Below are 4,961 nucleotides of genomic sequence, written 5' to 3'. Positions count from 1 at the left end.
TGATGGCGCAACGAGGTGATGGAGACCTTTCCCCGCCAACGTGACCTATCGACGTTGCTGCGCATGCCCGACTGGACCCACCTGCCACCCCAACCGTCCCTGGAACCTTGGCCATCGGATCCCAACAGACAGAAAAGGGAGGGGGTTCGGGGGAGGTTCCCCTCCCCCGGCCTTGCCTCTGATGCCCGACCGCGCCTGGGTCCGCCTGCCTTCGGGCCGCCGCCTGGACCTGCTGTCGCCCACCCCCTTCGACTGGACCGATGCGGACCTCGCGACTGGCCTTGCCCGCACCTTCCGCTGGGGTGGCCATTCCGCCTGGCCGGAGCCGCTATCCGTCGCGCAGCATTCGCTGACGGTTCTCGCGCTGCGCCGGTCGCGCACGCGCCATCGCCTGACGCCGGCGCAGGAACTGCGCGAATTGCTCCACGATGCGGATGAGGGGTTGATCAACTTCGACTGCATCTCCCCCCTGAAGCCCTTCCTGGGCCCAGCCTTCGCCGAACTGCAGGCGCGGCTTTCGGGCGTGATCGCCGCGCGATACCGATTGCCTGCCTGGACGGCGGAGGAGAAGCGCGCCCACAAGGCGGTGGACGTCGCCGTGGCGGCTGCGGAAGCCGTGCATGTCGTCGGCTGGACCGCGCAGGAGGTGCGCGAGACGCTCGGCATCCGCGCGGCGCCGATGGACAAGGACCCGTTGCAGGTCCGCTATGGCGAGCCGGCGTGGCGGCCCTGGGCGCCCGACGTGGCGGCGGCGCGCTTTCTCGAGGAACTGCTGGCGCTCCAGGCGCGGGCCGGCCTCTAGCCGCGCCGGCATTCCCGCGCGATCATCCCCGCGGAAACGATCCAAGGGGGAAACGCGCGCATGTCAGCCGCGGTGCCGATCGCCGGCAACAGGTTCATCATCGTGGGTGGCGCGAGCCTCGTCGGTTCGGCGACGGCGGCGGAGCTGCTCGACGCCGGCGCATCCGAGGTGGTGCTGTTCGACAATTTCTCGATGGGCTCGGAACAGGCCGTCGCCCATCTGAAGGACAATCCGCGCCTGCGGCTGGTGCGCGGCGACGTGATGCGCCTGCCCGACCTGCTGCGCGCGATGGAAGGTTGCCAGGGCGCGCTGCTGCTCGCCGCCTACATGACGCTGAACATGGACCGCGACCCGTGGGGCGGGCTCGATGTGAACATCCGCGGCGTGCAGAACGCGCTGGAGGCGGCGCGCGCGAACGGCGCGAAGAAGGTCGTCTTCGCGTCATCCAACGCCGTCTATGGCTATGGGCCCGGCGTGAAGGGTGACTTGGTGGAGGAGACGCCGTTCCATTCGGTGGGCGCCCCGCCGGCCGCGATCCTGTACGGCGCGACGAAGATCATCGGCGAGCAGCTGTGCCGCGACATGAAGCGGCGCTTCGGCCTCGACTACGTCGTGCTGCGCTATTCGACCGTCTATGGCGAGCGACAGCACTACCGCGCGGCCAACGCTCTCTACATCATCGAGACCTGGGACCGCGTGAAGCGCGGCGAGCGCCCGCAGGTCTATGGCGACGGGTCGGAGACGAAGCACTTCGTCTATGTCGGCGACCTCGCGCGCGCCAACCGCATGGCCTTCGAATCCGAAGCGACCGATGTGGCGGTGAACACCTCCGGCCCGAAGCCCGTCACCACACTCGAACTGGTGCGCATGGTCACGAAGCTGGCGGGGGCGGAGGTCGAGCCGGAGTTCGTCGGCGACACGCCGGGCAAGGTGCGGCTGACATCCGGCGGCGCCTTCCGCATCGCGCATGAGGCGGCCTTCGCCGCCATCGGTTGGAAGCCGCAGGTGGAGATGGAGGAAGGCCTCCGCCGCCTGATGACGTGGATCGAAAGCAACGAAGGGAGGACATCATGAAGGTCACACGCAGGACCCTGCTCGGCGCGGCGGGGGCTACGCTCGCCGCCCCTGCGCTCGGCCAGCCGCGCTGGCCGGACCGGCCGGTCGAGATCGTAGTCGGCTTCGTCGCCGGCGGTGCCACGGACCTCGATGCCCGCGCCGTCGCGCCGCTGCTGGAGAAGCGGCTCGGCGGGCCGGTCGTGGTGGTGAACCGCCCGGGCGCGGGTGGCGAGGTCGCGCTCGCCTCCGTCGCGCGCGCGCGCCCCGACGGGCATGTGCTTGCCACCACCAACATGCCTGGGCTGCTCACCATCCCGATCGAGCGCCAGGCGCAGTTCAAGCTCGAGGATTTCGCCGGCATCGCCAACATGGTCACCGACCCGACGGCGATGACGGTGCATGAGGACAGCCCTTATCGCACCCTGGCCGACCTGATCGCGGCGGCGCGCGCGCAGCCCGACCGCATCACCTACGCCTCCCCCGGCGTTGGTACGGACGACCACCTGCAACTTGTGCTGCTGCAGGCGCTGACCGGCATTTCCATGACGCATGTCGTGTTCCAGGGCGACCCGCAGCTGCGCACCGCGATCCTCGGCCGGCAGGTCGATGTGATGGGGCTCAACCTCGGCCCGGTCACGGCGAACCGGGAGAAGCTGCGCACGCTGGCCATGGCCGGCGCGGCACGCAGCGCCTTCCGGCCCGACGTGCCGACGCTGACGGAACTCGGCTTCCCGGTGGAGATGGCGTCCGAGCGCGGCATCGTCGCGCCGGCTGGCACGCCGCCGGCGATCCTCCAGCGGCTGCGCGAGGCGATGGCCGACGTGATCCGCGACCCCGACTTCGTGCGCGTGATGCGCGAACGCTTCACCGAGCCACGCTACGAAGAAGGCACCGCCTGGTTCACGCGCCTCGCCGGCCTCCAGGGCAACTACCGGACGCTCTGGCAGCGGACGCCCTGGTCGCAGCGCTAGAGCAATATCCGATCAGCCGGAAGCGGCTGATCGGATTTCTTGCTCTGGAAACCATTGATGCTACAGCACGCCCAGGCCCGCCGCGGCCCGGGCGTCAGGCCGGCATCGCGCCCGCGTGCTGTTTCACGCCGGTGACGCGGCGCGTGAGCGCGGTGGCGGCGACCTTGTTGTCGACCTCGTTCGGCGCCTCGGGGCCCGTCAGCGGGTTGCCGTCGAGCTCCCGGCAGATCACCCCGCCCTTCACCTTGTGCACGTCCGTCACGATCGGCGTCGTGGCGTCGGAGATGTTGTGGATCAGCTCATGCAGGATGCAGCCGGCAACGAGCTGTTCCCGGTTCGTCGTCGCGTTGCCGCGTGGGTCGCCACCCTGGACGATCTGGCGGAGATAGACCTCGCTGACGACCGCCTTGTCCGCAGCCCCCATCATGGTGCTGCCCGACACGCCCAGCGTCAGGTCCTCCGTCGCGCGCTGCGCGACGATGCTGTCGGCGGCCGAGGTCAGCAGGTAGCAGACCAGGTCGCGCGCCTTGACGTCCCCCTGCTTGCTGTCGGTGCGCACGGCGACCGTGCCGAAGGCCGGCACCGACAGGATGATCGTCTCCGTCCAGGCCTTCAGCTTCGCGGCCGCGGTCGCGAGGTGCGAGGCGTCGAAGCGGCCGGACAGGTCGCCGGCCTTGTTCACCAGATGAATCGTTAGCGTCTCGGCCATGGCGGTCGTCCCTTCCGTCCCCGGCCCGGCAGCTTAATCCTTCCGCGGTGGGGCGCGGTATCGCCGCTCACATGGCCGCGCGCGGCGCGGCGAGGCTTTCGCGGATGAAGCCGATCAGCGGCTCGACCAGCGCGCTGCGCCCTTCGGCGTCGCCGAAGAGGCACATTTCCGCCGTGCCGCAGGCCGGCAGACCGGGCACTTCCGCGAGCCCCGGCGGCAGTCCGGTGCGCCCCAGCACCGTTGCCGCGAAGCCCGCCTGCGCGGCCGCCGCGACGCCGAGCAGCGAGGCCGAGGTGTAGAGCAGGTCGAAGGCGATCCCCGCGCGGGCAAGCGCCGCCAGCGCCCGGTCGCGCAACATGCAGCCCTGCGGCAGCATCGCGACCGGCAGGGGGCGGTCTGACGGGGCCTCCCATTCCGGTGCCGCGACCCAGACGATCGTCTCGGTGAAGATCGGCCGCCCCTCGGTCTCCCCGTCCCGCCGCTTGCCGAGCACGAGGTCGAGCGCGCCTTCGGCCATCGCCGCGCGCAACTCGTGGCTCCGGCCGACCTCCACCTCCAGCCGCACCTCCGGGTAGGTCTGCGCAAAGCGGGCCAGCACGGGGGCGAGGTTGCGCGGGATGAAATGGTCCGCGACGCCCAGGCGCAGCCGCCCCGCGACCGGGGGCGCGACCATGCGGCGCACCGCCTCGTCGTTCAGGGCCAGGATGCGGCGGGCATAGGCGAGCAGCGTCTCCCCATCGCGCGTCAGCGCCACGCCGCGCCCGCCGCGCTCGAGCACGCGCTTGCCGAGAATGTCCTCGAGCCGCTTCACCTTGAGGCTGATCGCCGACTGGGTCAGGCCGAGCGCGCTGCCCGCAGCGGTGAAGCCGCCGCGCTCGGCCACTGTGACGAAGCCACGCAGCAGGTCGAGGTCGAGGTCGGGGACGCGCATGGCATGAGAAACCATCATGTCTCGCGCGGCGTCAATGAGTGGCTGTGATGATCGCCTGGCTGCCGAGGGGGGGCAGTCACCCTGCGCCATGCCAGGCTGCGCGCCGCGCTGCGGGATGGCTCAGGGATCGCTCGCCATCGGCTTCCGGCGGCTGCTGGAATCGCGAAGGGGCGCGCCGCACGGGCGCGCCCCTCGCCTGATCCGCGCGGGACACCCGAAGGCACTGCCTCCGGGCGCCGGGATCAGATTTCCTCGTCGCCGCCCCAGTCGCTGCCGCCATCGTCATAGGCGGCGGCGTCCTGCTGCTGGCCCCAGCCGCCCTGGTCGGCTGCCGCCTTCTCCTCGCCCCAGCCGCCGGCCGCGGCCGGGTCGGTGAAGCTGGAGGGCGTCGCATCCGCCGCGGGGGTCGCGGCCTGCGCCGCGCCACCCGAGCCGAGCGCGCCCATTAGCATGTTGCCGAGCAGCATACCGCCGGCCAAGATCGGAAGAGCA

The 4,961-nt window shown here is 70.9% G+C and carries 5 protein-coding genes and 1 pseudogene; 3 read left to right on the top strand and 3 right to left on the bottom strand.

Features of this window, described 5'->3' with window-relative positions; all coding sequences use genetic code 11:
* Positions 1-181 precede the first annotated feature (181 nt).
* The 3 genes from HW577_RS20705 to HW577_RS20695 are packed head-to-tail and all read left to right on the top strand — an operon-like array spanning position 182 to position 2,829.
* Entirely contained in the window at positions 182-802 is a 621-nt protein-coding gene (locus HW577_RS20705; protein ID WP_198378020.1) for an HD family hydrolase, read from the top strand.
* Between the two features lie 60 nt (positions 803-862).
* Positions 863-1,876 (top strand): NAD-dependent epimerase/dehydratase family protein, encoded by a 1,014-nt coding sequence (locus tag HW577_RS20700; RefSeq protein WP_198378019.1) that lies wholly within the window; start codon positions 863-865, stop codon positions 1,874-1,876.
* Complete coding sequence (locus HW577_RS20695; RefSeq protein WP_198378018.1) at positions 1,873-2,829, top strand: tripartite tricarboxylate transporter substrate binding protein; 957 nt, start codon at positions 1,873-1,875, stop codon at positions 2,827-2,829. Before HW577_RS20700 ends, HW577_RS20695 begins: the two co-directional genes overlap by 4 nt.
* Before the next feature lie 94 nt (positions 2,830-2,923).
* Here the strand turns inward: HW577_RS20695 and HW577_RS20690 are convergent, their stop codons facing one another.
* The 3 genes and pseudogenes from HW577_RS20690 to HW577_RS20680 form a co-directional block, all read right to left on the bottom strand.
* Entirely contained in the window at positions 2,924-3,538 is a 615-nt protein-coding gene (locus HW577_RS20690) for a hypothetical protein (RefSeq protein WP_198378017.1), read from the bottom strand.
* Positions 3,539-3,605: 67 nt separating this feature from the next.
* The gene (locus tag HW577_RS20685; protein WP_198378016.1) at positions 3,606-4,469 is read right to left on the bottom strand and encodes a LysR family transcriptional regulator; all 864 of its coding nucleotides are present in this window, start codon (positions 4,467-4,469) and stop codon (positions 3,606-3,608) included.
* 242 nt (positions 4,470-4,711) lie between these two features.
* Positions 4,712-4,961: pseudogene (locus HW577_RS20680) on the bottom strand (hypothetical protein); the annotation flags it as partial.

The sequence above is a fragment of the Neoroseomonas rubea genome (genome assembly GCF_016106015.1).
Classification (GTDB): domain Bacteria; phylum Pseudomonadota; class Alphaproteobacteria; order Acetobacterales; family Acetobacteraceae; genus Neoroseomonas; species Neoroseomonas rubea.
The sequence above is the reverse complement of the archived record's forward strand: the minus strand, read 5'-3'. Positions and strand labels throughout refer to the sequence as shown.